The organism is Allobosea sp. LjRoot9 (genome assembly GCF_964252745.1).
Taxonomy (GTDB): Bacteria; Pseudomonadota; Alphaproteobacteria; order Rhizobiales; family Beijerinckiaceae; genus Allobosea.
The window spans coordinates 39,240-60,993 of the sequence record NZ_CAXUPC020000003.1 but is presented as its reverse complement, the minus strand read 5'-3'; the positions used below and the strand labels follow the sequence as shown (position 1 = coordinate 60,993).

Genomic DNA, 21,754 nt, shown 5'->3' with positions numbered 1-21,754 from the left:
GGACTAATTGGTATCTCTGAATTCGTAAAAGGCATTTAACTGGTATCTTGAGAGCGTGCCGCAAAATGGCGACCGAAGACGTCGATCCCCGTTTCACCGATCTCGACGCCTGGCCCTTCGCCAGCGCCATGGAAGCGATGTGGGACGGCCAGATGGCCGCTGTCGCCGCCGTCCGCAGCGCCCTGCCCGCGCTGACCGCAGCAGCCGCTGCGGCAGCCGAAGTTCTCGGCGAGAGCGGGCGGCTGGTCTATGTCGGAGCGGGCACTTCGGGCCGCGTCGCGGTGCAGGACGGCGCCGAATTGCCGCCGACCTTCGACTGGCCGCTCGAACGCATCGTCTTCGCCATGGCCGGCGGCCAGGACGCATTGATCTCCAGCGTCGAAGGCGCTGAGGACGACACCGCCGATGGCATCCGGCGCATGGAAGAAGCGCGGATCGGCCCTGCCGATGTGGTGATCGGCGTAGCGGCCAGCGGCACGACGCCCTTTACCGTCGCGGCGGTCCAGCGCGCGACGGAGCGCGGTGCGGTCACGATCAGCATCGCCAACAATGCCGGCGCGCCATTGCTGGCGGCGGCGCGGTTTCCGGTGCTGGTCGAGACCGGCAGCGAATTGATCGCGGGCTCGACCCGGATGAAGGCCGGCACCGCCCAGAAGGTCGTGCTCAATCTGATCTCGACCGGCATCATGCTCCGGCTCGGCCGCGTCTATCGCGGCATGATGGTCAATATGCGCACCGCCAATGCCAAGCTGAAGCTGCGGGCGCAGCAGATGGTCGCGCGCATCGCCGGCTGCGATGTCGAGGAGGCGGCTGCTGCGCTGCAGATCACGCATGGCGACATCAAGCTCGCGACGTTGGTCGTGCTCGGCTATGCGCCCGAGGCGGCGGCCGGCATTCTCGCGCGCAGCGGCGGCAATCTGCGTGTCGCGCTCTCCGATATCGCCGACGGGGCGATCTGATGCTGCGCATCACCAAGGGCCAACTCGTCGAGGCGAGCCCGACGCCGCTCTATCTGCAACTGGCCGAATTGATCCGCGCCCAGGTCCGCGACGGCGCGATCAAGACTGGCGACGCGCTGCCCTCGGAGCGCGAATTATCGGACGCGATCGGGATTTCGCGTGTCACCGTGCGCAAATCGCTGGATGTGCTGCTGCGGGAGGGTCTGCTCTCGCGCAAGCATGGTTCGGGCACCTATATCGCGCCGCGCATCGAACAGCCGGCGGCGCTGCTGGCCGGGTTCTCGGCCGACATGGCGATCCGCGGCCATGCTGCGGGCTCGATCTGGGTCGAAAAGGCGACCGGCCTGCCCACGCCCGACGAGGCCATGGCGCTGGCGCTCTCGCTCGACCAACCCGTGCACCGCCTGACGCGCGTGCGCACCGCTGATGACGAGCCCCTCGCGATCGAGCGCGCCGTCGTCCCCGCGCGTCATCTGCCCTCGCTCGACGAGGTCGGCATCTCGCTCTACGCCGCGCTGGAGGCGCGCGGCGCCAAGCCCGTGCGCGGCCTGCAGCGCCTGCAAGCCTCGCTCGCGACCGCGCCCGAGGCGAAACTGCTATCCGTGCCGGTGGGCGCTGCCATCCTGCGGATCGAGCGCCGCGGCTTCCTGCCCAACGGCACGCCGGTCGAGTTCACCCGCTCGGCCTATCGCGGCGACCGCTACGATTTCGTCGTCGAGGTCCGCGAATTGCGCAGCGAGGGCGGCAAAATCGAAACCGGCAAGGTCGAGAGCGGGACCTGACAGCGGTCAGGACCGCTCGTAGCGAACGAAATCGCACTCCACCCCGGCGAAAGACCGGGAATAGCGCGCGACGACGCGCCAGCCGGCGCGCTCATAAAAACGCCGTGCGGCCAGGTTGACCGCGAAGGTTTCGAGCGAGCATGCCCCGCGCTCCTGCGCGTCGCCAAGCAATCTCGCCCCGACGCCCCTGCCCTGCGCACTGCGATCGACGAAGAACATGTCGATATGCCCATCCGTGACCAGCGCGAAGCCAAGCGGAACGGCATCCGCAACGATCCTGACGCGCGGCCAGGCCTCGCTGAAGCGCAACTGGAAATGCGCTTGGTCGAAGGGCGCCCAGTCGCAATCCGGCAAGAGCGGCGCGAAGACCGCGCGATAATTGTCGAGCGCCACCGCGGTCAGCCATGCGAGATCACTGTGGGTAGCGTCGCGGCAGATCACTGCTCGCCTCTCAGGCGCGGATCGAGCGTGTCGCGCAGCACATCGCCGAGCAGGTTGAGCGCGAAGGCCAGGATCAGGATCGCTACCCCTGAGAACACCGCGCTCCAGGGCGAGAGCAGCAGCACATTGCGCCCCTCCGACAGCATGGTTCCCAGCGACGGCGCCGGTGGCTGCGTACCGAGCCCGAGGAAGGAAAGCGAGGCCTCGACCAGGATCGCAGCCGAGAGCAACAGGCTCGTCTGCACCAGCAGCACGCTCGCCAGATTGGGCAGCATATGGACGAAGATGATGCGCGCATCGGAGGCCCCGATCGCGCGCGCATTCATCACGAAATCGCTCTCGGCCACGACCAGCGCCGGCCCGCGCAGCAAGCGCGCGAAGATCGGCGTGTAGACGACGGCGATCGCGATCGCGGTCGGGCCCGAGCCCGGACCCAGCATCGCGATGACCCCGATGGCGAGCAGAATCACCGGGAAGGCGAAGAGCACATCCATGCAGCGCATGACGATGCGCTCGGTCCAGCCGCGATAATAGGCCGCGACAAGGCCAAGCGTGCCACCGATCAGGAGCGCGACGATCACCGCCGCAGCCGAGATGCCGAGCGAAGCGCGCAGGCCATGGATCAGGCGCGACAACAGATCGCGGCCGAACTGGTCGGCGCCGAGCCAATGCGCCGCGCTCGGGCCCTTCAACCGGGCCAGGATGTCCTGCGCCAGCGGATCATAGGGCGAGATCCAGGGTGCCAGCACCGCGACGAGGATGAGAACGATCACGGCGCTCGCAGCGACGATCAGCAGCTTTGGCGTCTTCCCGGCCATGGCAGCGCTCACAGCCGCACGCGCGGATCGATCAGCACATACAGCAGATCGACCACGAAATTGACGAGCACGAAGGCGAAGGTGACGACGAGGATGGTCGCCTGCACCAGCGGGTAATTGCGTTCGGCGATGGCCCCCAGGATCAATCGCCCGAGGCCCGGAATGGCAAAAACCTGCTCCACCACGATGGCGCCGCCGAGCAGATAGCCGGTCATGATGCCGGCGCTCGTCACGAACGGGATCAGCGCATTGCGCAGCGCGTGCCGGTACAGGATGCGCCTCTCCGACAGGCCCTTGGCGCGGGCGGTGCGGACATAGTCCTGCTGTAGCGCGTCGAGCATGGCCGAGCGCACCAGGCGAGAGAGATTGGCCAGGATCGGCAGGGCCAGCGCCACCGCCGGCAGCAGCAGCTTTGCGACATTGCCGAGCGGGTCCTCGCTGAACGGGACATAGCCGAGCAGCTGCCAGTCCGGCGCCAGCGTCGTCAGCGCCAGGATCATCATGATGCCGAGCCAGAAGGAGGGGATGGTCAGCCCCGCCACCGAGCCGACCCGCAAGGCGGTGTCCCAGGCCTTGCCGCGCAAGCGCGCCATCAGCACGCCCAGCGGCAGCGACAGGCCCGCTCCGACGATCAGCGCCAGCACGGTGAGCTGGATCGTTGGCCACATATGCCCCGTGATCTCCTGCGAGACCGGCCGCCGGGTCCACAACGACACGCCGAGATCGCCTGTCAGCACGCCGCCGAGCCAATTAAAATACTGCAGCACCACCGGCTGATCGAGCCCGATCCGGCTGCGCAGCGCAGCGACCCGATCGGGCGTCACCTCGGTGTTGGCGCCCAGCATGATCGCAACCGCATCGCCGGGGATCAGCCGGATCATCAGGAAGGTCAGCACCGACACGCCAAACAAAACGACGGCGAGATCGATCGCACGGTTGGCAAGGAAAGAGCTGCGCATGAGGCGGTTTGACTGACCTGGTTTCGACTGCAGGCGCGGGCGGAGACTGCCCGTGCATCGGGCGGACGATACCAGCGTCCATCTGGTTCTGAACTGGTAATCATCGATAATACCAATTGCAAGCCACTTACGTCGATACCCGCCCGCAGCGCCGAAATTTTCAGGGGCGGTCGGTAGGAAATAGCAGGCCCACAATCGCATCGCCCGGCGTCAACGACAGCCCATGCCGCCTATCGATCCATGGCCAGCAGTACGTGCCGCCGCCATAGACGCAAAGAGAGCGCTTCGCGGGCCGGGAGTGGAATTAGCTCTGCCGCGCCGATCGTTCAATGCTTCCATCGCGGATTGGGCTGCCCTTAACGATGATCCGATCCATCCTTGACTATCTACCCCAAGTTGCGACTATCTGGTTTCATATTGGTATTGCCGCAGGCAGTCGCGTCATTGATTTCGCCCTGCCTCGCCGCAGGTATTCGCGAGCGGCCGCTGTGCCGCACGCATGCGCTCGAACCCAAAGTTTGAACCCAAGGCTTTTTTGAACCCAAGGCTTTGCAGCGTCCCCAGGAGGCAAGCGATGAGCAGCACGACAGACCCTGCCGGTAATCAGACGACCTCCAGCGCCGTCGTCATCTTCGTCAATCGCAGGCGGTTCGAGGTCAAGCCGGGGGTGACAGGCGCAGGCATCGCCGCCCTGCTCGGAGTGCCGGCGGAGAACGCCGTGGTCGAGATCGAGCCGGGCGATGGCGAACCCACCGAGTTGGTGCTGGATGCGCCCGTCGCGCTCGCGCCTGGCCAGCAATTCCTGGTCACGCGCCAATATGTGATGGGCGGATCGCCGGCCGGAGACGGCGCGTGAACGCCCTCCATCGCATGGCGGAGCCGACGGCGCTGTTGCGCTTCGCCTCGCCGGAGTTCGACCTCCTCGAGCGCCTCGTCTTCCGGCGCTATCCGCGCAAGGAATGGGCGAGTTTCGCGCGCTTCGGCTGGCGCGAGACGCCGGAGGGGCTCGTGGTGACCCTGGCTGCGCTCGACGAGCCGGTCGAGGGCGATCTCGACGACAGCGTCGCGGATGTGAAGATCACGGCCAGCTATTCGCGGCGGATCGCGCTCGCAGCGGAGCGGCATGCGCTTGGCGTCGGCATCATCCACTCGCATCCCGAAGGCGCTCCGCCCCGGCCAAGCTCCATCGACGACGAGATGGATCGCTATTACGCGGAGTATTTTGCCGATTTCGCGCCGGGCCGCCCCTATGTCAGCATCATCATGTCAGAGCTCGCAGGCGACACCGGCAAGGAGATCGCGGTCTCGGGCCGGATCTTCCACGGCGGCGGCTGGCGGCAGGCGACACGCGTGGCGGCGGCACGCCGGCCCGACGTTGTCGCCTGGCCGCGCGGCGAGCGCCCACCTGCCCCTCCGATTCCGCCCGAGCGCGTGGCCCGGCTTACCAGCGCATTCGGCAAGGAGGCCTATCAGCGGCTCCAGCGCGCGACCGTGGCGCTGATCGGTGCCGGGGGCACCGGCTCGGCCGCGATCCCGATCCTGGCGCGCGCCGGGGTGGGACGCCTGATCGTGATCGATTCCGACCATGCCAGCGAATCGAATCTGGAAAGACTGCATGGCAGCGTGCCGCAGGACGCGGCGGATGCGGTGCCCAAGGTCACGATCGCGCGTCGCCATGTCGCCGGCATGTCGCCCGACGTGATAGTCGAGACCTGGATCGGCCGGCTGCCCCAACCCGAGATCATCGACGCCGTGATCCAGGCCGATGTCCTGATGGGCTGTACCGACCAGCATACGAGCCGGCTCGCGGTTTCCGACATCGCGCGGCGCTACGCCATGCCGGCGCTCGACATCGGCGGGTTGATCGAGGGCGCGAACGGGGTGGTCACGGGACAGATCGTCCAACTCGTCCGCTTCCTCCCGGAGGATCCCTGTCCGCAGTGCAGGGGCATGATAAACCCGACCCGTTTCCGACAGGAGATGATGTCGGCCGACGAGCGCGAGGCCGCCAAGGCCGAGGCCGAGGCTGCCGTCGCGCGCGGTGAGCGGCCAGACCCGATCGCCAGTGCGATCCCGCAGATCGATACGGTGGGCTACATCACCACGACGGCGGGAACGCTGGCGGCGGGCTTCGTCATCGGCTGGCTGACCGGGCGCTTCGATCCCAAATTCGAGCGCCTCCAGCTCGATCTCGTGGCCGAATGCCTCGGCGCCGTCGACCGTCCGCAGCGCCGCAAGGGCGATTGCGTCTGCGGCCGGGTGCGCGGCTTCGCCGATCAGGCTGCAGACACGGCTCCCTTCCAGCCGCCGGTCCATTGGGAGCCGGCCCGAAAGATCGTGGCGGAAAACGTCTAGAGCAGGATACGAAAAACCGGTGCCCAGTTTTTCGCATCCTGCTCTCGGGTAAGCTGGTTCTGCGCGAAGGTTGCGTCAGCCCCCCTCGCCCTCGCCATTGGCCTCGTTCGGGCTGGAACGCAGCGTCGCGACGAAATCATAGCGGTCGCCGCGATAGGCAGAGATGGTGAACTCGATGGGGCGGCCATTGGCGAGGAAGGCTCGGCGCTCGATCCGCAGCACCGCGCTGCCGGGCGGGATCATCAGCAGCTTGGCTTCCTGCGTGGTGGCGAGCGAAGCATGCAGGCGCTGCACGCCCCGCGCCGGCCGGCAACCGGCGGTCGCGAGCGCCGCATAGAGGGAATCCCCCACCAGATCCGGCGAGGACAGCAAAGCGGCGGGCACGGCCGCGATCTCGATGGCCAGCGGTTCGTTCTCGGCAGTGCGGACCCGGGAGAGGCGCAGCACGGACTCGCCGGGATCCAGGCCCAGCGCCAGCGCCTCGCTGGAGGAGACCCGCGCGATCTCTTTGGAGAGCCAGGTCGAGCCGGCCCGGCGCCCGCGCGAGGACATCTCCTCGGTGAAGCTCGCCAGCACGGAGAGAGGCTGCTCGATGCGGCGCGTGACATAGGTGCCCGAGCCTTGCCGCCGTGTCAGGATGCCCTCCCGCAGCAGCACCTCGATCGCGCGGCGCACCGTGATGCGCGCGAAATTGGTCCAGGCCGCCAGGTCGCGTTCCGATGCCAACGCCTCGTCGGCGCGAAAGACGTCGCGCTGGATCAGGTAGCGGAGGGCCGAGGCGAGCTGCAGATAGCGCGGCGTTGCGCTTGCCGGGTTGAGTGCCGCGAGGAGCTCCGTCCGCACATTGCGCCGGACGGCATCGCCCGCTTCAGATGCTTGTTCGGCGACCGTCGACCGGGCGCGATTCGACGGCTGTTTCGTCATCATCCGTTCGTCTGTTAGGTCCGCGCTACGCGAAGCGCACCGGAACTCGGCCGCAGCGTCTCGCGACGGGTGCTACTGCGCCGGGAGCCGACACGCTCCACCCCGCCGGTACTTGAAAAGCCTCAGGGGCCGCAGACCGAGATTATGCCAGACGGAACTACTTTAATATCGATTCATTCCGCGAATACGCCCTTATCCAAAGGCTAGAGGAGTGGGCGGAGCCTCGGCGCGTGACACACCGAGCCTGGCGGAAATCCGCCCCCCCGGACAGCCGGACGCCACATCTGCGCGATGTCCCCGTGATCCCGCTTCATGCGAGTGCCCGGCACCAAGGGCTTCAGACCGCCGGAGCCTGGTCGAACAGCGCCGCGAGCCGTTCGAGCGAGCGGAGCTGGGCACCGTTGTCTATATGCGTTTCGCCGGCTCCCGGCTCGACCTCCAGGACAAGCGTCGGCTTCCCCTGTCCCAGCCGGCCCGGCAGCAGCGCGAAAGGCAAATTGCCCGTACCGATTTCCAGCCCCTCGCTGACGATGCCCTCGACCAGGCGCGCTTCGGGCAGGTTCGGCTCCGCAAGTTCGGCCGCGGCAAGCAGGCAGGCGTCCGAGACATGGAGGTAGCTCATAGCGGGATCGACGAAATCGAAGGGCGCCAGCCATTCCGCCTGATCGAGATCGTTCGGCGTGATCCAGGCGAAGCGCGGATCGTCCGCCGTCTCAGTGAAGCGCCGCTTGCGGCGGTTGAACAGATTGGCCGAGAGCGTGGCGTGCGCCACGTCGACGAAGGGCTCGACATTGTTCAGCCCTTCCTGCGCGCAGAAGCGGCGGAAGGCGCTGATCTCCCAGGGGAAGAAATGGTCGAGCGGTCCGTTGAGGTAATTCCGGCCATCGCGCGGCAGCAGCGAGTAGTGCCCGATATTCTCGACCAGCAGCCTGATTTCGGGCGCGAGACGGGCAAGGTCACGGATGATGGCATTAAAACGCCGAACCGCCTCCGGCTTCGAGAATGCGCGGGGCGGCGCATCCCCTAAAACCAGTTCGAAATAGCGATGGATCACCACCGCCTCGGCACCGATCTCCGCCGCGAAGGCGATCGCCCTCTGACATTGGCCGGCGTCGAAATCGATCTGCGTCACCACAGGCACCTGCTGCACGGGCACATGCACGATCAGGCGCTCGACCGCATGGTGTTCCCTGAGCCGGGCGACCGTCGCGCGAGAGGCGGCGAGGCCCGCAGTCGTATCGATGTCGCGCGCGCCGAAGGTATGCAGCTCCAGCACGATGGGTCGGCCGGCGCGGGCAAGCCATGCGGCGCGCGCCTCAAGTTGAGCGGGATCGGCCAGCGCGGCCTTCAGGGCGAAAACGGCATTCGTCATCGACTCTCCCGGAGCGGCTTCTAGGCGGTCGCGCAGGCGCCGCCTGTGCCCGACGCGATCACCGAGTCCATGCCTGCAGCAGCGCCGCTCCGGTTCAGGATGGCGTTCTCTTTCCCGCCACGCAATAGACAGATTGGTACGGGATAGGTATTGCTCTTGAGAGGGTTCTCGCCGACATCTATGACGGCTTTCTGCCGCTGGATGTCCGCCGGGAATTCAGCGTAAGATCTCAAATGTTCCCATTTTGGTCACATCCGAAGCTGAATAGTCCAATTCTACTGATATTATTCGATATTTTATCCATCGTTAGACGGCCCCGCCGTTTGCCAGCGCGTCGCAGGTGAACGCGAAGAGAATTCGAATTGGTCCTATCTCAGGGAGTGTGACCATGCAGAATGCTAGCGTATTTCGATCATTCTCCGCCCCGCCCGGTGCCGCGACGGAGGAGTCTCGTGCTGCAGCGCTGATGCGGGCCCGGACGCTGATCCCCCTGCTGCGCAGCAAGGCTGCGGATGGTGATCGCGATGCACGGCTCTCGCCGATCGTCATGGACGCGATGCGTTCGGCCGGGCTGTTCCGGTTGCTGCAGCCGCAGCGTTATGGCGGGCCGGAACTCGAGCCGGAGAGCTTCTTCATCATCCAGGCAGCGCTCGCCGAAGGCGACATGTCGGCCGGCTGGCTGCAGGGCGTGATGGGGGTGCTCGCCTTCCATCTCGCATTGTTCGACCAACGCGCGCAGGACGATGTCTGGGGCGAGGATCCCGACGCTCTCCTCGCCTGCAGCTACATGCCGACAGGCAAGGCAACGCCGGTCGGCGGCGGCTTCCGGCTCAGCGGGCGCTGGGGCTTCGCCAGCGGTTCCGACTATTGCGACTGGCTGATACTCGCCGGCAGTGTCAGCGCCGAGACGGCCGGACAGGAAGTGGGGGCACCAGGCGCGCCGCCGGATTTGCGCGTCTTCCTCGTGCCCCGCGCCGACGCCCTCGTGCATGACAACTGGGACACGACGGGGCTGCGCGGCACCGGCAGCCAGGATGTCACGGTGGAGGGCATCTTCGTTCCCGAGCATCGCACGCACCGGCATGTCGACCGCTTCCTCGGCACCAGCCCAGGGCTCGCGATCAACACGGCCCCGCTCTACCGGCTGCCGCTGCCGCAACTGCTGTTCCGCACCATCACCATGCCGGCTGTGGGAGCATTGCGGGGATTCCTCGACGCCTTCCTCGATCATAGCCGCGCCCGCGTCGCCGTCACTGGCCAGGCCGTGGCGCGCGATCCGGTGGCCCAGCTCATCGTCGCCGAGGTCGAGGCTTCGCTCGACGAGATCACCGCCATGATGGGGCGCAACTTCGCACGGCTGACGGACTATGCCCGTCGCGGCGAGCAGGCGCCGATCCCGCAGCGCATGGTCTACCGCCTGCAGGCGACGATGGCGGCCGAACGCTGCACCTTGCTTGCCGCGCGGCTGTTCAAGGCCTGCGGCGCCTCCGGGCTGGCGAAGAGCCATCCTTTCGGGCGGTATCTCGCCGATATCGCCGCCGCACGCCAGCATGCGGCCAATCAAAGCGAAGCTCAGGGTCGCGCGCTCGGCGCATTGATGCTTGGCGTCGGCGCAGACGATACAGTATTATAGCCTATTTTATGGAATAGTATCCATAAAATTACTATAATAACCTGATTGACTACTACCATAGATTCGTATTCTCTCCAGATTGCAACTGTAGAAACTTGGTGAATTCGAGAATCTGACGCTTTCAAGCGTCATCGATCAACACCGGAGCGCACAGCCCATGTCCGTCACCACGCCGCCGCCAATGCCCTTCACCGTCGGCTTCGACGACCGCGACGAGGACGAGGTGATGGCGCGCTGGCGCAAGGTGCTGCGCTCGCAGCGCTGGAGCCATGGCGAACAGATCGAGGAGTTCGAAGCGCTATGGCGGGACTGGAACGGCCTCGCCTCCGTCGCTTTCGACAACTGGGCCGGGGCCGCGTTGGCCGCGCTGGATTTCGTCGGCGTCACCGGCGAGACGGTGCTGTGCCCGTCGAACACCTTCCTGGCGACGCCGCGCGCCTCCCAGCTCGCCGGCGCCGAAATCGTGTTCTACGACTGCAACCGCGAGGATCTGTGCGGCTCCTATGACGATTTCGTCGCCAAGGCCGAGATGGTGAAGCCCAAACTCGCCTGGATCGTTCATATCGGCGGGCACATCGCTTTCGACATCGAGCGCATCGCCACCTATTGCCGCGAGAAAGGCATCGTCCTGTTCGAGGACTGCGCCCATGCTGCGGGCGCGGACTGGAACGGCCGCAAGCCCGGGAGCTGGGGCGAGGTTGGCCTCTACTCCTTCTATGCCACCAAGACGATCTCCACGGCCGAGGGCGGCATCGCCGTCAGCGCCAATGACGAAATGGTGCGGCATCTGCGCAGCTACCGCGATTACGGGCGCGGCTCGCGCTACAAGGTGCGCAGCCTCAATCACCGCCTGGATGAGTTCCGGGCCGCGCTGGGCGTGGTGCAGACCCGGCGCCTCGGCGAGATCGTGGCCTGGAAGCAGGCCTATGCCCGCGACGTGCTAGACCCGCTCCACCCGAACCGCGTGCGCCTGCCCGCCGGCATGTCGAGCGGCTTCTACAAATACATCGTCTTCGATGAGATCCCGGTCTCGACCGGCAAGGTCTACGAACTGCCGTGCCATCGGATTTTCGGTCAGGACGTCTCGCTGCCGAATACGGAATGGGCCGCCGCGAACCATTGGTGCGTGCCGATCTATTACCCGCGCGAGGCTGGTGTTCCGGCACAGGACGAGACGAAATTTCTCCGGACGCCGGCTCCGGCGTGAGCCTCCGGCACGGTGGATCGTTTGACGCAGTGGTCTTATTTTGATACTAAAGTGGTCCTATTAGAATACGCGAAAAACAATCTCCCAGGCTGTCGAGGCGGCGTCCCCGTGACGCGTCGCGAGGCCATGATCAAGCACGGAATGGAGGTCGACCGGCGCAGCGAGCGCCGTGGTGGGGCGTTTCGAGGTTGCACAGGGTTGGCCGCTGCAGGGCGGCGCGTATTTCTGCCGTCAAGGCGGGCCCGGCGCGTGCGCCAGGCGGAAGGCAGGTCGGCCATGGCAACCGTGCAAAGGCAATTCAACCCGGAGGCCAAGCCTATGCTGCATGCAAACACCGCCCAGGGGGCCGCTCCGTCGCCCGTCTGGCTCTGGCTCGATCCGACGACACGCTGCAATCTCGCGTGTCGCCTTTGCTACACCAAGGAAAGTCACGGCAAGCTCGACCTCGATCCGGCCGATCTGGAGCAGGCGCTGATCAAGCTCAAGGATTCGCCAGCGCTCGAGGTGAAGACCATTCACCTGAACTGGCGCGGCGAGCCGTTGATGAACAACCGTTTCCACGAGCTGCTGGCGGTCACGCGCGACATCATGCCGGACACCCAGCTGCAATGGCACACCAACGGCACGATGCTGACCAGGAAGCGGGCGCGGCAGCTGCTCGAGGTCAAGCACCGGCACAAGATTTTCGTCTCGATCGACGGCGGCAACGCACTGTCTCACGATCTCAACCGCGGCGAGGGCACCTTCCTGCGCACGCTGCGTGGGCTCGAGATCTTGCTCGAGGAGGCGGCCGGTGACGAGCACGTCAAGGTCGGGGTCTACCAGATCGATCTCGGCGAGCCGATCGAGAGCTATGATCCGGCTTTCCTGCGCCTGCTCGAACGCGTCGACGACCACGTCAAGGTCACGCCGCTGCTGCCCGGCGGCGCGCATCACGACGTCGCCTCCCTGTCGGATCTCGAAAGCGACGAGAAGCTGCACCAGCGCATGATGCAGGACGTCAACCCCAAATTGCCCGTGCCAAGCGGCGCCTGCTTCTGGGCCGGTCATGTCATGTGCCTGGCGCCGGACGGCAAGGTCTCGATCTGTATCATCAGCCACGGCCAGCACGGCGTGATCGGCAATCTCTTCGAGGAGAGCGCCGAGCAGGTGCTGGAGCGCGGCCTGGCCTTCCGCGACCGCATGGAAACGCTGGGCCGCTGCAGCGTCGGCCATTGCAAGAGCTGCCGGAAGCCGGAGGGTCAGGTCTACGCCAAGCACCGCCTGGCCGCCTGAAGCGATGAACCGTAATGCGCGCCGCGCCGAATTGACTATGAATCACCAGGATCTGGGAACGGAAAGGGAGTGCGACGCATGAAGCCGGTTTGGGCTATCGGGTTAATGACCGGGACGGTTCTCGACGGGATGATCGACGTGGCGTCGATCCGCACCGATGGAGAGAATGTGGCGGAGTTCGGCCACTGGAAGCTCGCTCCGTACAAGACCGACATCCGGGCCCTGCTCGCGGCCGCAGTCGAGGCGGCGCTGGCCTGGCGCTTCGAAGGGCCGGAGCCCGCCATCTTCGCCGAAGCCGAGGCGGCGTTGACCCGGGCGCAGTCCGAGGCGGTGGCTGATTTCATGGCAGAGGCGGGTCTGACGCCGTCCGACGTCGCGGCTGTCGGCTTCCACGGGCAGACGGTGCTGCACCGCGCGCCCGAGCCCGGCCGGCATGGCGACACACGCCAGCTCGGCGACGGGCGCCTGATGGCCGATAGGCTCGGCGTCGATGTCGTCTACGACTTCCGCACCGCCGACATGCGCGCCGGCGGCCATGGCGCGCCGCTCTCGGCGAGCTATCACGTCGCGCTGCTGCGCGGCATCAATGCGGGGCCCGAGACCGCTGCGCTGAACCTCGGCGGGGTCGGCAACATCACCTGGTGGGCGGGTGGCGAGGAGTTCCACGCCTTCGACACCGGGCCGGCCAACGGACCGATCAACGACTGGATCATGCGCCACGGCAGGGGCGAGATGGATGTCGACGGAGCCCTGGCGCTCAGCGGCACGGTCGATGAGGAGCGGCTCGCCCGCTTGCTCGACCACCCTTACCTGACCGCGCCCTATCCGAAATCGCTCGACCGCTACGATTTCACCGCCGACATGGCCGAGGGGCTTTCGCTGGCAGACGGGGCAGCGACGCTGACCGCCTTCACCGCCGGCACGGTCGGGCGCTCACTCGACCAGTTGCCGCAGCGGCCGACGAAGCTCATCGTCTGCGGCGGCGGGCGCAAGAACCCCGCGATCATGGCGGCGCTGCAAAAGCGCGCCGGGGTCGAGGTCGTTCCAGCCGAAGCGGTAGGCTTCCGCGGCGACGCGGTCGAGGCCGAGTGCTTCGCCTTTCTCGCGGTCCGCGCTTTGCGCGGCATGCCGTTGAGCTTCCCCCTCACCACCGGCGTCGCCGGGCCGATGACCGGAGGGCAGATCGCGACCCGCCCGGCCACGGCCAGGCGGGCGTGAACCGGCCTGGAACAAGCTCTCTGCACGACCAACGTCATCAAGCCGGAGTCGGCCATGACCATGCTCGACAGCCCGATCGAGGAGCCCATCGCCGAAGTCGCGGCGCAACTCGAAGCCGAGTTCGCCGCCTTCGCGGATTTCACCGAACGGGTCGGGCATGTGCTCAGCCTCGGCCGGCGCCTGCCGCGTCTGGCGCCGGAGGATTGCTGCGAGGATAACCGCGTCAAGGGCTGCCAGTCTCAGGTCTGGGTGGTGGCCGAGCATGACGCCGACCAGGACCGCATGCGGCTCGCGCTGGATTCCGACGCGATGCTGATGCGCGGCCTGCTCGCCATGCTGCTCAGGCTCTATGGCGATCGGCGGCCGGACGAGATCCTGGCCTACTCGCCCGAGGTGGTCGAGCGGCTGCTCGTCGGCCGCAGCCTCGCGCCAAGTCGCGCCAACGGGCTCTATCTGGTGGTCAAGCGCATCAGGGCGGCCGCAGCAGCCGCGTCGGACGGACGTCAGATCGCCCAGGAAGCATGAGCGTCAGCCCGCCAGGATTGCACGCAAGGAGGAGCGCCGGAATGCCGATGCCCCAGACGCTGAGTCCCGAGGAGCTGCAATGGTATCGGCGGCAGACCGTGCTGCCGGAGATCGGCGTCTCCGGCCAGGAGAAGCTCAAGGCGGCCCGGGTCCTGGTGATCGGCGCCGGTGGGCTGGGCTCGCCGCTGCTGCTATACCTCGCCGCGGCCGGCATCGGCACGCTGGGCATCGTCGATTTCGACTATGTCGAGATCTCCAACCTGCACCGGCAGATCCTACATTCGGTCGAGCGGCTCGACATGCCCAAGACCGAGAGTGCCGAGAGGTCGCTGCGCGCGCTCAACCCGCATGTCGCGATCATCCGTCACGACATGCCCATCAGCGCGGAGAACGCGGCAGAGCTGGTGCGCGACTACGACATCGTCGCAGACGGCAGCGACAATTTCGCCACCCGGGACGCCGTGCATTCAGCCTGCCTTGCGGCACAGATCCCGCTGGTCAGCGCCGCAGTGCAGCTCACCGACGGGCTGATCACCACCTTCAAGGCCTATCTCGGCCCGCCGCACCCTTGCTACCGTTGCCTGTTCCCGGATGCACCGCCGGCGGCGGTGACGCCGTCCTGTTCCGAAATCGGCGTGCTTGGCCCGGCGGTCGGCGCGCTCGGCTCGATGCAGGCCATCGAGGTGATCAAGGAGATCCTGGGCACGGGGCCGAGCCTCTCGGGCACCCTGATGATGTACGACGCCTGGCGCTGCGCGCTCGACGCCATCGCCCTGCCGCGCCGGGTGGGTTGCCTCACCTGCGAAGCGATGGTTCAGCCGCCCGTCACCGGCGGGAACAGCCCCACCTCGTCATCGGAGGCAAGCTCGTGCGAATTCTCGACGTAACGGCGATTGACGGTGAAGCGCATGCTGCCGCGCGCGTCGGCGATCTCGGCCAGGGCCGGATAGCGCGCCGCAAGATGCCGCACGAGGTCGTCAACCGTCCTGCATTGCACCGGCAAGGCGATCTCCTCATTGGGGATCCCGGTCTTGGTGCGGAGCCAGGAGAAATAGGAAATTTTCATATGGATCTCCATTTCCAAGCGTAATAAATTCTGACATCGACACTTTTGTCAATAAAAATTTCCCTCTTTAAAATAAGACCTACAGTATTCCTGCAGAACCATGTCAATAACTGAAGGGTGAATTCATGTCGGCGTCGCTTGATGGGGTAAAGGTAATCGACCTCTCGCGCTATATTGCCGGGCCGTTCTGCGGTCAGCTTCTGGGCGATCTCGGTGCCGATGTGGTGAAGGTCGAACGCATCGACGGCGGCGAGGAGGGCCGGCGCGTCGGCGAGACGGTGGAGGGAGACACGCTGTTCTTTCTCTCGGCCAACCGCAACAAGCGCGGCTTTGCCATCGATTTCCGCGACAAGGAGGGCCAGGCGCTGCTCCGGCAGCTCGCCGCTACGGCCGACATCCTGATCGAGAACTTCCGGCCCGGCACGATGGAGGCCATGGGGCTCGGCTGGGACGTGCTGAGCGCGCTGAATCCGCGCCTGATCATGGTGCGCATCTCCGGCTTCGGGCAGGAGGGGCCGCTCGCCCAACACCCCTGCTTCGATGGCGCCGCGCAGGCTCAGTCCGGCGTCATGGCGATGACCGGACCGGCAGGCGGCGCGCCGACCATGGCGGGCGTCTTCGTCTGCGATTATTCGACCGCGCTCTACGGCGTCATCGGCACCCTCGCGGCGCTGCATGCGCGCGAGACCAGCGGCCGCGGCCAGGTCGTCGAGGCGACCCTGATGGACAGCGGCATGGCGCTGATGACCACCGCGATCCCGGAGCGCATCCTCTTCGGCCGCGAGCCGGAGCGCCTTGGCAATCGCGACCGCTACCTCTCGCCCTCGCATTGCTTCCGCAGCCGGGACGGCATCTGGATCTATATCGTCGCCGGCAACGACGTGCATTTCCCGCGGCTCGCCGCCGCGATGGGCCGGCCGGAGCTGGCGCAGGATGCACGCTTCGCCACCTTCGTCGCCCGCAATGCCAATGTCGCCGAGCTGGAGGCGATCATCGATGCCTGGGCGGCCGGGCTCGATGGCGAAGCCGTTCTCGAGATCATCCACGCAGCCGACATACCCTGCGAGCGCGTCGCCACCATCGCCGACGTCATCGCCAATCCGCAGGTCGTGCATCGCAAGCAGATCGTCGACGTGCCTCACCCGGTGATGGGTTCGGTGCCGTTCCAGGCGCCTGCGGTGCGGCTGCATGGCACGCCCACCGTCATTCGCCGCGGCGCGCCCGGCCTCGGCGAGCACGGCGCCGAGATCCTGTCGGACTGGCTCGGCATGAGCGCCCCCGAGATCGAACGGTTGCAGGCGGCGGGTACGATCTAAGAGACCGAGAAACGCTGGAGCTGAGTATGGGCTCCGGCCAACCAGCGGCAGCGATTTTACCCGACAGCGCATCGATTGGTATTGCTGGAACGACGAAAGGCATTAAAGTGGTTCTATAGCCACCAGGGAATCTCGCCATGCCGACGGAACGCATCAGTCAACGTTTCGTCGATTCCGGCTGGATGACCGGCGAGGTGCTGGTCGAATTGCGCCCCGGTCAAGCAATGGCCAACGACCTATGACGGCTCCCACGGACCTCGGACGCGGCTCCGCGATGGCGCAGGAAACCGCCGAAGCGCCGGATGTGGTCGCCCGCATCATGGCTTCGCGCAGCGACCTCGCAACGCTGGCCGCGCGCTTGCAGCGGATGGATTTCGATGTCGCCGTGATCTGCGGGCGCGGCAGCTCCGGCCATGCCGGCGTCCATCTGCGCTATCTCCTGGAGACGCGCATCGGCATACCCGTTTCCGCGACCGCGCCGTCGGTGATTACCAGCCTGAAACGGCCGGTGGCGTTGCGCCGCGCGCTGTTCATCGTCATCTCGCAATCGGGCCGCAGCCCGGACCTCGTGGCGGCCACGATGGCCGCCCGGCGCGAGGGCGCCGCCACGGTCGCGATCCTCAACGACACCGCCTCGCCCGTGGCTCGCGCGGCCCAATGGGTGCTACCGCTGGAGGCGGGGCTCGAGCGCTCGGTCGCCGCCACCAAGAGTGTGATCGGGTCGATGGCACTGGGCGCGCTGCTGGTCGCTCTTCTTGCCGATGATCACGAGCTCGTGGCGGCGCTGGAGCGCCTGCCGGGGCGGCTGTCGCAGGCGTTGCAGCTCGACTGGGACGTGGTCGGCCGGAGCCTGCCGATGGCGCGCGCCGCCTTCATCGCAGGGCGCGGCTACGGCCTGGGTCCGGCGCGCGAAATCGCGCTCAAGATGGCCGAGACCCTGCGCCTGCCGGCGCTCGCCTATTCCGCGGCCGAATTGCTGCACGGGCCGCGCGCGGCCGTCACCGACCAGACCCCGGTGCTGGCGCTGCGGGTCGGGGACGAGACCGCCGAGGCGGTCGACGCGCTGGTCGCCAATCTCGACGCCTCGCATCTCGCGGCGCACCTGGCCGGCGGGCCGGCCTCGCGCCTGCCCTGGATCGGCGACGATCATCCGGTCACGGACGCCATCGCCATGCTCGCCCCAGCCTATCGCATGATCGAGCGCACGGCGCTCGCGATGGGTTACGACCCCGACAATCCACCGCATCTGAAGAAGGTCACGGAGACGCTGTGACGATCAGAGCCCCACGGATTCCGGCTAAATCGCTGGGGTAGCGTCGCGGCAGATCACTGCTCGCCCCTCAGGCGCGGGTCGAGCGTGTCGCGCAGCACATCGCCGAGCAGGTTGAGTGCGAAGGCCAGGATCAGGATCGCAACCCCTGAGAACACCGCGCTCCAGGGCGAGAGCAGCAGCACATTGCGCCCCTCCGACAGCATGGTGCCCAGCGACGGCGCCGGTGGCTGCGTGCCCAGCCCGAGAAAGGACAAGGACGCTTCGACCAGGATCGCGGCCGAGAGCAACAGGCTCGTCTGCACCAGCAGCACGCTCGCCAGATTGGGCAGCATATGGACGAAGATGATGCGCGCATCGGAGGCCCCGATCGCGCGCGCATTCATCACGAAATCGCTCTCGGCCACGACCAGTGCCGGCCCGCGCAGCAGGCGCGCGAAGATCGGCGTGTAGACCACCGCGATCGCGATCGCCGTCGGGCCGGAACCCGGACCCAGCATCGCGATGACGCCGATGGCGAGCAGGATCACCGGGAAGGCGAAGAGCACATCCATGCAGCGCATGACGATGCGCTCGGTCCAGCCGCGATAATAGGCCGCGACGAGGCCAAGCGTGCCGCCGATCAGGAGCGCGACGATCACCGCCGCAGCCGAGATGCCGAGCGAAGCGCGCAGGCCATGGATCAGGCGCGACAACAGATCGCGGCCGAACTGGTCGGCGCCGAGCCAATGCGCCGCGCTCGGGCCCTTCAACCGGGCCAGGATGTCCTGCGCCAGCGGATCGTAAGGCGAGATCCAGGGTGCCAGCACCGCGACGAGGATGAGAACGATCACGGCGCTCGCAGCGACGATCAGCAGCTTTGGCGTCTTGCCTGTCTTTGGTGTCTTGCCTGTCTTTGGCGTCTTCCCGGCCATGGCAGCGCTCACAGCCGCACGCGCGGGTCGATCAGCACATACAGCAGATCGACCGCGAAATTGACGAGCACGAAGGCGAAGGTGACGACGAGGATGGTCGCCTGCACCAGCGGGTAATTGCGTTCGGCGATGGCCCCCAGGATCAATCGCCCGAGGCCCGGAATGGCAAAAACCTGCTCCACCACGATGGCGCCGCCGAGCAGATAGCCGGTCATGATGCCGGCGCTCGTCACGAACGGGATCAGCGCATTGCGCAGCGCGTGCCGGTACAGGATGCGCCTCTCCGACAGGCCCTTGGCGCGGGCGGTGCGGACATAGTCCTGCTGCAGCGCGTCGAGCATGGCCGAGCGCACCAGGCGAGAGAGATTGGCCAGGATCGGCAGGGCCAGCGCCACCGCCGGCAGCAGCAGCTTTGCGACATTGCCGAGCGGGTCCTCGCTGAACGGGACATAGCCGAGCAGCTGCCATTCCGGCGCCAGCGTCGTCAGCGCCAGGATCATCATGATGCCGAGCCAGAAGGAGGGGATGGTGAGCCCCGCCACCGAGCCGACCCGCAAGGCGGTGTCCCAGGCCTTGCCGCGCAATCGCGCCATCAGCACGCCCAGCGGCAGCGACAGGCCTGCTCCCACGATCAGCGCCAGCACGGTGAGCTGGATCGTTGGCCACATATGCCCCGTGATCTCCTGCGAGACCGGCCGCCGGGTCCACAACGACACGCCGAGATCGCCTGTCAGCACGCCGCCGAGCCAATTGAAATACTGCAGCACCACCGGCTGATCGAGCCCGATCCGGCTGCGCAGCGCAGCGACCCGATCGGGCGTCACCTCGGTGTTGGCGCCCAGCATGATCGCAACCGCATCGCCGGGGATCAGCCGGATCATCAGGAAGGTCAGCACCGACACGCCAAACAAAACGACGGCGAGATCAAGCGCACGGGAGCGGACGAAGCTCATGGCTTATAAAACACGCGCCGTCATTCTGGGCTTCGCCCTCGGGTCCGATCTTCGATCGGCCCAAGGATAAACTCAGCGAAGTCCCGGGATGACGGCGTGTTTCCCAGAGAACCCATTAATCCATGAAGCAGCACGGGCTCGGTTATTCCAGCGCCGAATGTATCAACCCTGCCTCACCGCGCCTGTGTCGTCGTGGCCAGCGAGAACAGCGAGCGGTTCGCGACGATGTCGAACCCGCTGACATTCGTGCGCATGGCGGTGAAGAGCTGGCCATAGGTCATGAAGGCGGCTGGACCGTCGCAGGTCAGGAGCGACTGCACCCGGTTATAGGACGCCTTCCGCTTCGCCTTATCGGTCTCGATGCGGGCCGCATCGAGCAGGCCGTCGATCTCGGGGTTCGAGTATTTGAACACATTGGTCGAGCCGGCCGTGCGGAAGGTCCGATAGAAATAGTCGTCCGGATCGATCGAGCCCGCATTGGTCGAGACGAAGGCGTCGAAATTCGAGTTACGCCAATCCTGCACGAACTGGCCGAGCTCGGGGATCTTCAGCTCCGCTTTGAAGCCGGCCTTGTTGAGCTGCGCCTGCACGACCTGGGCGATGTCGCGAATATCCTGGCGCGGCAGCACGAGCAGCGTCACCGCAACCGGCGCCGTGATCCCTGCGGCCTTGAGCAACTCCTGCGCCTTGGCGGCGGACGGCGTGAAGCAGGGGAACTCCTTCACGTCGAGCGCCCATTCCTTCAGCGCCGGCGAGAGCGGTCCGCCGGGAACGCCGGCGCCGAAGAGCGCGGCCTGGACGATCTCCTGCCGGTTCAGCGCGTAGTTCAGCGCCTCGCGCACCTTGGGATTGTCGAAGGGCGGCTTCGAGGTGTTCATGCCGACGAGCGTATAGGCGAGCTCCAGCGTGTCGGCGATCTTGACGTTCGGCCGGCCCTTGAGCTGCAGGGCCGTGGCCGCGTCGATATTCGGCAGCAGCGCATATTGGCCGCTCGACAGTCCGACCTGGCGCGTCGCCGATTCCGGGATGATGTTGAACTTCACCCCGTCGAGCTTGGGCTGGCCCTTGTTCCAGTAGCCGGCATGCTTCTCCAATTCGATAAAGCCGTTGGGCTGCCATTCCTTGAATTTGAACGGGCCTGTGCCGACAGGCTGGCGCTGCAACCCATCCTTGTTGGTCTCGAAAGCGCGCGGCACGATCGCGATCGAGGCCAGCGCGGTCAGGAAGGGCGCCGACGGCTCCTTCAGCGTGACCTCGACGGTCCCGGCATCGACGGCGCTCGCCTTCTCCATCGCGGCGAGACGGCTCGCCAATGGCGAGGCGATGTCCTTGGAGAGCACACGGTTCAAGCTCGCCACCACATCGGCCGCCTCCAGCGGCTTGCCGTCATGGAAGGTCGCGCCCGAAACCAGCTTGAAGACATAGCTCTTGCCGTCGCTGGAGAGCGTCCAGGACTGGGCCAGGGCCGGCACCACGCGCAGATCCTTGTCGATCCCGGTCAGGCCCTCATAGATCGAGCCGTTCACCACCTGGAATGAGCTGAAAGCCGTGATGATATGCGGGTCGAGCCCGGCGGGAGAGGCATCGACCGCCGCTTGCAGGACCTGAGCTTGCGATGGCGCCGGCAGAAGAGCCGCCGCAGCGAGCCCCATGGTCAGCGCCAGCGCCGTGGTGGTCAGAGAACGCGCCATGCCTCAACTCCCCTACCGAATGCATCGGGCGACCTATGGCCTTGCCCGGAGTGGTCTCATCGAAGGCTAGCCCTCT

The 21,754-nt window shown here is 66.4% G+C and carries 21 protein-coding genes; 12 read left to right on the top strand and 9 right to left on the bottom strand.

Annotated elements, in window-relative coordinates; genetic code table 11:
- Positions 1 to 65: 65 nt before the first annotated feature.
- Both ACSQ3P_RS14860 and ACSQ3P_RS14855 read left to right on the top strand, forming a co-directional pair.
- Positions 66 to 959 carry an N-acetylmuramic acid 6-phosphate etherase gene (locus ACSQ3P_RS14860; protein ID WP_436166326.1) on the top strand — a complete coding sequence of 298 codons (894 nt, stop codon included), beginning with the start codon at positions 66 to 68 and terminating at the stop codon, positions 957 to 959.
- The gene (locus ACSQ3P_RS14855; RefSeq protein ID WP_436166325.1) at positions 959 to 1,741 is read left to right on the top strand and encodes a GntR family transcriptional regulator; all 783 of its coding nucleotides are present in this window, start codon (positions 959 to 961) and stop codon (positions 1,739 to 1,741) included. The genes ACSQ3P_RS14860 and ACSQ3P_RS14855 overlap by 1 nt, the downstream gene beginning before the upstream one ends.
- Positions 1,742 to 1,747: 6 nt before the next feature.
- On the opposite strand, the gene ACSQ3P_RS14850 is transcribed toward ACSQ3P_RS14855, so the two are convergent.
- The 3 genes from ACSQ3P_RS14850 to ACSQ3P_RS14840 are packed head-to-tail and all read right to left on the bottom strand — an operon-like array spanning position 1,748 to position 3,959.
- Positions 1,748 to 2,182 (bottom strand): N-acetyltransferase family protein, encoded by a 435-nt coding sequence (locus ACSQ3P_RS14850; protein WP_436166324.1) that lies wholly within the window; start codon positions 2,180 to 2,182, stop codon positions 1,748 to 1,750.
- Complete coding sequence (locus ACSQ3P_RS14845) at positions 2,179 to 3,000, bottom strand: ABC transporter permease (RefSeq protein ID WP_436166323.1); 822 nt, start codon at positions 2,998 to 3,000, stop codon at positions 2,179 to 2,181. Before ACSQ3P_RS14845 ends, ACSQ3P_RS14850 begins: the two co-directional genes overlap by 4 nt.
- A gap of 8 nt (positions 3,001 to 3,008) precedes the next feature.
- Positions 3,009 to 3,959: an ABC transporter permease gene (locus tag ACSQ3P_RS14840; protein WP_436166322.1), complete on the bottom strand. Its 951-nt coding sequence runs from the start codon at positions 3,957 to 3,959 to the stop codon at positions 3,009 to 3,011.
- Between the two features lie 574 nt (positions 3,960 to 4,533).
- On the opposite strand from ACSQ3P_RS14840, the gene ACSQ3P_RS14835 reads away from it, so the two are divergent.
- Complete coding sequence (locus ACSQ3P_RS14835; RefSeq protein WP_436166321.1) at positions 4,534 to 4,815, top strand: multiubiquitin domain-containing protein; 282 nt, start codon at positions 4,534 to 4,536, stop codon at positions 4,813 to 4,815.
- Entirely contained in the window at positions 4,812 to 6,314 is a 1,503-nt protein-coding gene (locus tag ACSQ3P_RS14830; protein WP_436166320.1) for a ThiF family adenylyltransferase, read from the top strand. Before ACSQ3P_RS14835 ends, ACSQ3P_RS14830 begins: the two co-directional genes overlap by 4 nt.
- Positions 6,315 to 6,389: 75 nt before the next feature.
- Here the strand turns inward: ACSQ3P_RS14830 and ACSQ3P_RS14825 are convergent, their stop codons facing one another.
- On the bottom strand, positions 6,390 to 7,238 hold the full coding sequence (locus ACSQ3P_RS14825) for a GntR family transcriptional regulator (RefSeq protein ID WP_436166319.1): 849 nt from the start codon (positions 7,236 to 7,238) through the stop codon (positions 6,390 to 6,392).
- 337 nt (positions 7,239 to 7,575) lie between these two features.
- Complete coding sequence (locus ACSQ3P_RS14820) at positions 7,576 to 8,610, bottom strand: hypothetical protein (protein ID WP_436166318.1); 1,035 nt, start codon at positions 8,608 to 8,610, stop codon at positions 7,576 to 7,578.
- A 388-nt stretch (positions 8,611 to 8,998) separates the two neighbouring features.
- On the opposite strand from ACSQ3P_RS14820, the gene ACSQ3P_RS14815 reads away from it, so the two are divergent.
- The 6 genes from ACSQ3P_RS14815 (at position 8,999) to ACSQ3P_RS14790 (ending at position 15,355) form a co-directional block, all read left to right on the top strand.
- Positions 8,999 to 10,243, top strand: coding sequence for a hypothetical protein (locus tag ACSQ3P_RS14815; protein ID WP_436166317.1), 1,245 nt, complete (start codon positions 8,999 to 9,001; stop codon positions 10,241 to 10,243).
- 157 nt (positions 10,244 to 10,400) lie between these two features.
- Positions 10,401 to 11,450 (top strand): DegT/DnrJ/EryC1/StrS family aminotransferase, encoded by a 1,050-nt coding sequence (locus tag ACSQ3P_RS14810; protein WP_436166316.1) that lies wholly within the window; start codon positions 10,401 to 10,403, stop codon positions 11,448 to 11,450.
- 318 nt (positions 11,451 to 11,768) lie between these two features.
- A complete protein-coding gene (locus ACSQ3P_RS14805) occupies positions 11,769 to 12,725 on the top strand; it encodes a radical SAM/SPASM domain-containing protein (protein WP_436166315.1) in 957 nt (318 codons plus the stop codon).
- A gap of 78 nt (positions 12,726 to 12,803) precedes the next feature.
- Positions 12,804 to 13,943, top strand: a complete 1,140-nt coding sequence (locus ACSQ3P_RS14800) for an anhydro-N-acetylmuramic acid kinase (RefSeq protein WP_436166314.1) — start codon at positions 12,804 to 12,806, stop codon at positions 13,941 to 13,943.
- Between the two features lie 54 nt (positions 13,944 to 13,997).
- Positions 13,998 to 14,468 carry a SufE family protein gene (locus ACSQ3P_RS14795; protein WP_436166313.1) on the top strand — a complete coding sequence of 157 codons (471 nt, stop codon included), beginning with the start codon at positions 13,998 to 14,000 and terminating at the stop codon, positions 14,466 to 14,468.
- Between the two features lie 41 nt (positions 14,469 to 14,509).
- Positions 14,510 to 15,355 (top strand): HesA/MoeB/ThiF family protein, encoded by an 846-nt coding sequence (locus tag ACSQ3P_RS14790; protein ID WP_436166312.1) that lies wholly within the window; start codon positions 14,510 to 14,512, stop codon positions 15,353 to 15,355.
- On the opposite strand, the gene moaD is transcribed toward ACSQ3P_RS14790, so the two are convergent.
- Positions 15,283 to 15,534 carry a molybdopterin converting factor subunit 1 gene (moaD, locus tag ACSQ3P_RS14785; protein WP_069693251.1) on the bottom strand — a complete coding sequence of 84 codons (252 nt, stop codon included), beginning with the start codon at positions 15,532 to 15,534 and terminating at the stop codon, positions 15,283 to 15,285. The two genes, ACSQ3P_RS14790 and moaD, sit on opposite strands and share 73 nt — an antisense overlap.
- Positions 15,535 to 15,659: 125 nt before the next feature.
- Here moaD and ACSQ3P_RS14780 point away from each other — a divergent pair, with 125 nt between their 5' ends.
- Positions 15,660 to 16,850: a CaiB/BaiF CoA transferase family protein gene (locus tag ACSQ3P_RS14780; protein ID WP_310146780.1), complete on the top strand. Its 1,191-nt coding sequence runs from the start codon at positions 15,660 to 15,662 to the stop codon at positions 16,848 to 16,850.
- Between the two features lie 238 nt (positions 16,851 to 17,088).
- Complete coding sequence (locus tag ACSQ3P_RS14775; RefSeq protein WP_436166311.1) at positions 17,089 to 18,123, top strand: SIS domain-containing protein; 1,035 nt, start codon at positions 17,089 to 17,091, stop codon at positions 18,121 to 18,123.
- Between the two features lie 53 nt (positions 18,124 to 18,176).
- Here ACSQ3P_RS14775 and ACSQ3P_RS14770 read toward each other — a convergent pair whose 3' ends face one another.
- From ACSQ3P_RS14770 to ACSQ3P_RS14760, 3 genes are all read right to left on the bottom strand, one after another.
- Positions 18,177 to 19,034, bottom strand: a complete 858-nt coding sequence (locus ACSQ3P_RS14770; protein WP_436166310.1) for an ABC transporter permease — start codon at positions 19,032 to 19,034, stop codon at positions 18,177 to 18,179.
- 8 nt (positions 19,035 to 19,042) lie between these two features.
- On the bottom strand, positions 19,043 to 19,987 hold the full coding sequence (locus ACSQ3P_RS14765) for an ABC transporter permease (RefSeq protein WP_436166309.1): 945 nt from the start codon (positions 19,985 to 19,987) through the stop codon (positions 19,043 to 19,045).
- A 173-nt stretch (positions 19,988 to 20,160) separates the two neighbouring features.
- Positions 20,161 to 21,678, bottom strand: a complete 1,518-nt coding sequence (locus ACSQ3P_RS14760; RefSeq protein ID WP_436166308.1) for an ABC transporter substrate-binding protein — start codon at positions 21,676 to 21,678, stop codon at positions 20,161 to 20,163.
- Positions 21,679 to 21,754: the final 76 nt, after the last annotated feature.

Coding starts and splice junctions, on each gene's coding strand:
- ACSQ3P_RS14860 (WP_436166326.1), top strand. CDS start 66: ATGGCGACCGAAGACGTCGATCCCCGTTTCACCGATCTCGACGCCTGG.
- ACSQ3P_RS14855 (WP_436166325.1), top strand. CDS start 959: ATGCTGCGCATCACCAAGGGCCAACTCGTCGAGGCGAGCCCGACGCCG.
- ACSQ3P_RS14845 (WP_436166323.1), bottom strand. CDS start 3,000: ATGGCCGGGAAGACGCCAAAGCTGCTGATCGTCGCTGCGAGCGCCGTG.
- ACSQ3P_RS14840 (WP_436166322.1), bottom strand. CDS start 3,959: ATGCGCAGCTCTTTCCTTGCCAACCGTGCGATCGATCTCGCCGTCGTT.
- ACSQ3P_RS14835 (WP_436166321.1), top strand. CDS start 4,534: ATGAGCAGCACGACAGACCCTGCCGGTAATCAGACGACCTCCAGCGCC.
- ACSQ3P_RS14825 (WP_436166319.1), bottom strand. CDS start 7,238: ATGACGAAACAGCCGTCGAATCGCGCCCGGTCGACGGTCGCCGAACAA.
- ACSQ3P_RS14820 (WP_436166318.1), bottom strand. CDS start 8,610: ATGACGAATGCCGTTTTCGCCCTGAAGGCCGCGCTGGCCGATCCCGCT.
- ACSQ3P_RS14815 (WP_436166317.1), top strand. CDS start 8,999: ATGCAGAATGCTAGCGTATTTCGATCATTCTCCGCCCCGCCCGGTGCC.
- ACSQ3P_RS14810 (WP_436166316.1), top strand. CDS start 10,401: ATGTCCGTCACCACGCCGCCGCCAATGCCCTTCACCGTCGGCTTCGAC.
- ACSQ3P_RS14805 (WP_436166315.1), top strand. CDS start 11,769: ATGCTGCATGCAAACACCGCCCAGGGGGCCGCTCCGTCGCCCGTCTGG.
- ACSQ3P_RS14800 (WP_436166314.1), top strand. CDS start 12,804: ATGAAGCCGGTTTGGGCTATCGGGTTAATGACCGGGACGGTTCTCGAC.
- ACSQ3P_RS14795 (WP_436166313.1), top strand. CDS start 13,998: ATGACCATGCTCGACAGCCCGATCGAGGAGCCCATCGCCGAAGTCGCG.
- ACSQ3P_RS14790 (WP_436166312.1), top strand. CDS start 14,510: ATGCCGATGCCCCAGACGCTGAGTCCCGAGGAGCTGCAATGGTATCGG.
- moaD (WP_069693251.1), bottom strand. CDS start 15,534: ATGAAAATTTCCTATTTCTCCTGGCTCCGCACCAAGACCGGGATCCCC.
- ACSQ3P_RS14780 (WP_310146780.1), top strand. CDS start 15,660: ATGTCGGCGTCGCTTGATGGGGTAAAGGTAATCGACCTCTCGCGCTAT.
- ACSQ3P_RS14775 (WP_436166311.1), top strand. CDS start 17,089: ATGACGGCTCCCACGGACCTCGGACGCGGCTCCGCGATGGCGCAGGAA.
- ACSQ3P_RS14770 (WP_436166310.1), bottom strand. CDS start 19,034: ATGGCCGGGAAGACGCCAAAGACAGGCAAGACACCAAAGACAGGCAAG.
- ACSQ3P_RS14765 (WP_436166309.1), bottom strand. CDS start 19,987: ATGAGCTTCGTCCGCTCCCGTGCGCTTGATCTCGCCGTCGTTTTGTTT.
- ACSQ3P_RS14760 (WP_436166308.1), bottom strand. CDS start 21,678: ATGGCGCGTTCTCTGACCACCACGGCGCTGGCGCTGACCATGGGGCTC.